General features: G+C 60.6%; 2 protein-coding genes, 1 tRNA gene and 1 pseudogene. 3 read left to right on the forward strand and 1 reads right to left on the reverse strand.

Going from position 1 to position 2,971, the window contains the following annotated elements:
• Positions 1-911: site-specific integrase (locus Q0288_RS05640; RefSeq protein WP_299428449.1), on the forward strand; the 911-nt coding region annotated here is incomplete at its 5' end.
• 80 nt (positions 912-991) lie between these two features.
• On the opposite strand, the gene Q0288_RS05645 is transcribed toward Q0288_RS05640, so the two are convergent.
• Positions 992-1,067, reverse strand: a tRNA-Asn gene (locus Q0288_RS05645).
• Positions 1,068-1,214: 147 nt separating this feature from the next.
• Here Q0288_RS05645 and dnaB point away from each other — a divergent pair.
• Positions 1,215-2,555: a replicative DNA helicase gene (gene dnaB, locus Q0288_RS05650; RefSeq protein ID WP_299428452.1), complete on the forward strand. Its 1,341-nt coding sequence runs from the start codon at positions 1,215-1,217 to the stop codon at positions 2,553-2,555.
• A gap of 133 nt (positions 2,556-2,688) precedes the next feature.
• A pseudogene (locus tag Q0288_RS05655) lies at positions 2,689-2,971 on the forward strand (hypothetical protein); the annotation flags it as partial.

Raw genomic sequence — 2,971 nt, forward strand, 5'->3', positions numbered from 1 at the left:
GGCACATAAACCCCAGACTGGGGAGGATGCTGCTGCAAAAGCTCGAGGCCGAGCACCTGGACGGCCTGTACCGCGCCATGCACAAAAAAGGGCTTTCCAGGAACTACATCCGACTCGCCCACGTCTGCCTTCACGATGCACTGGGAAGGTTGCATCGCAAGAAAAAGCTCGCCCAGAACGTTGCTGATCTGGTGGACACCCTGCCCCAGCAGTCCAAGAAGTTCGAGGCCGAAACCTGGACGGTGGAGCAGGCCCAGCGCTTCCTCAAGGTTATTCAGCAAGACCGCATGTGGGCCTTCTACTGGCTGGCGCTAACGGGTTCATTCCGGCGGGGGGAGCTGCTGGGGCTCAAGTGGAAGAGCATAAGCCTCCAGACCCACCCCGTCCACGGGCAGTACGTGGCGATCAGGATTGAGAACAACCGGGTGTCTTCGGGCAACAAGGTTTTCGAGCAAGAGCCCAAGACCCATCGCAGCAAGCGCCCGGTGATCCTGCCCTACGTGGCCTGGGAAGTGCTGCAAGAGCACAAGGGCATGATGGAAAACGAGCGGCAGGCCCTAACCAAGAAGGGCTACACCCCCGAGGATACTGGCCACGTCTTCCTGAGCCCGGAGCATGTCCCCTGGCACCCCAGTAACTTCTCCACGCGCTCGTGGAAGGTGTTACTGGACAAAGCGGGCGTACCTCGGATTCGTCTGCACGACCTCCGGCACACCAACATTACCCTCGACCTGGCCCTGGGAGGGGATCTGAAGACAGCCAGCCAGCGAGCGGGCCACGCCAGCATCCAGATCACCGCAAACATTTACCAGCATCCCGACATCGCCCAGCACCTCGAGGCCACCACCCGCCTAGCCAACCTTCTGACCCCCCAGCGGAACCGAAACGACCTCCAAGAGCGCCCGAACTAATCTCTGTCGGTATGTAGTCGGTAAATTGTAAAAACTGAGGGATAATTACCCTCAGTTTTCTTTGTCCACCACTTACTTTCTGGCTCCGCGAGCAGGGCTCGAACCTGCGACCATTCGATTAACAGTCGAACGCTCTACCAGCTGAGCTATCGCGGAATAGCCCCGAAGAGCGATTGTCAATATAGCAGAGCCTGCCAGTCTTGGCAACCCAGTTCTCACAGCTCTTTCTAGTCTGTAGACTATTGGGGCTGGTATATCAATGGGCAGCATCGTGCCTTTGAGTAAATTCCGATGAGGAACGCAATGGAAGGCCGTGTACCCCCCCATAATCTGGATGCCGAGGCCAGCGTGCTGGGTTCGGTGCTGCTGGACAGCGAGGTGCTGGATCGGCTCGAGGGCTTTATTGCCGCAGACGCCTTTTATAAAGAAGTCCACCGCAAAATCTGGGAGGCCATGACCCTTTTACGCTCGAGGCGCGATCCGGTAGACCTGGTCACCCTTTCGGAACAGCTACGCACGGCGGGGGAACTTGAGAACATCGGGGGCCTCTCGTATCTGGTGGGGCTTTCCGAGTCCACCCCCACCGCAGCTTATGCCGACTACTACGGGCGCATCGTGGCCGAAAAGTGGACCCTGCGCAAGCTCATCACGGCCGCGGGCGAGGCCATGAAGATGGCCTACGACGAGGAAGGAAGCCTCGAGGACATCCTCGACACCGCCGGGCGTAAGGTGCTCGAGGTCTCCACCCAGGGGGCTAAGTCCGAGTTTCAGAACATGAAGGAGCTGGTACACCAGACCTTCGAGCATATCCAGTTGCTCTACGAAAACAAGGGCCAGACCGACGGCATTCGGAGTGGCTTCCGTGAGCTGGACGGCGTGATTGGCGGCCTTACTGCCGGCTCGCTCAACATCATTGCAGCCCGGCCTTCGATGGGAAAGACCAGCTTTGCCCTGACCATCGCCCAGAACGTGGCCCTGCGCGGCGAGGGGGCCGGGGTGGCGATCTTCTCACTCGAGATGCCTGCTGTACAGCTTGTTACCCGGATGCTCTGCTCCGAGGCCCGAATTGATATGAACCGCCTGCGCCAGGGCCAGCTCACCGACCGCGACTTTTCCCGGCTGGTGGATGTGGCAGGCCGTATATCCGATGCGGCCATCCTGATTGACGACACCTCCGACCTGACCCTGATGGAGCTGCGGGCCCGCGCACGCCGCCTGCATGCCCAGCACAAGCTGGGCCTGATCGTGATTGACTACCTGCAACTGATGTCCGGCCCCAACAGCAACAGGAACGGAGGAGAGAACCGCCAGCAGGAAATTGCCCAGATCTCCCGTGGACTAAAAGGACTGGCCCGCGAGCTGAGCGTGCCGGTCGTGGCCCTCTCACAGCTTTCCCGTGCGGTGGAGTCGCGCCCCAACAAGCGCCCCATGCTCTCCGACCTGCGCGAGTCGGGATCCATCGAGCAAGATGCAGATTTAGTCATGTTCATCTACCGCGACGAATACTACAACCAGCACTCCGAGAAGGCCGGGATTGCCGAGATCATTGTGGGCAAGCAGCGCAACGGCCCCACCGGAGCCGTCGAATTGCAGTTTCATGCCCAGCACGTGCGGTTCAACGATCTGGCTAAAGATGAAATTTAACCGTCGAGAAGGGCGCGAGGGGCAGGCGACGATCATCGAATTTTGAGTGGCTCCCTCACTCGAGGGGGCTGTCTCTGGCTTCGCACGGGGTCTTTGACCAGGACTACCGCCCAGTCCTGGCTACACTGCAAGAGTGCGGTTGGTCTGGTTGCTCCTGATCCTGGCGGGCGGAACCTTCTGGTTCATCCGCGAGGTGCAGGCCCGCCCCATTGCCCGCCCGCCGGGGGTGCTGGCCCCCCACGCGCCCTTTCAGGCCCCCCTGACCCAGGAGAGCGACGTGCGCCTGGAAAAACCGGGCTTTCGGTTCGAGCCGGTGGCCTATTTCGAGCTCGAGGCCAGGGTGCTGTCCCGGCGGCTCTACCGCTACGATGCCGCTGCTGCAATTTCCCCGGTAGACCTGGCGCTGGGCTGGGGCC

Origin of the sequence: uncultured Meiothermus sp. (assembly GCF_937863175.1) — a bacterium.
Lineage (GTDB): Bacteria > Deinococcota > Deinococci > Deinococcales > Thermaceae > Meiothermus.

Bases quoted from the DNA above. Each gene is read 5' to 3' on its own strand.
- dnaB (WP_299428452.1), top strand. From the start codon at position 1,215: ATGGAAGGCCGTGTACCCCCCCATAATCTGGATGCCGAGGCCAGCGTG.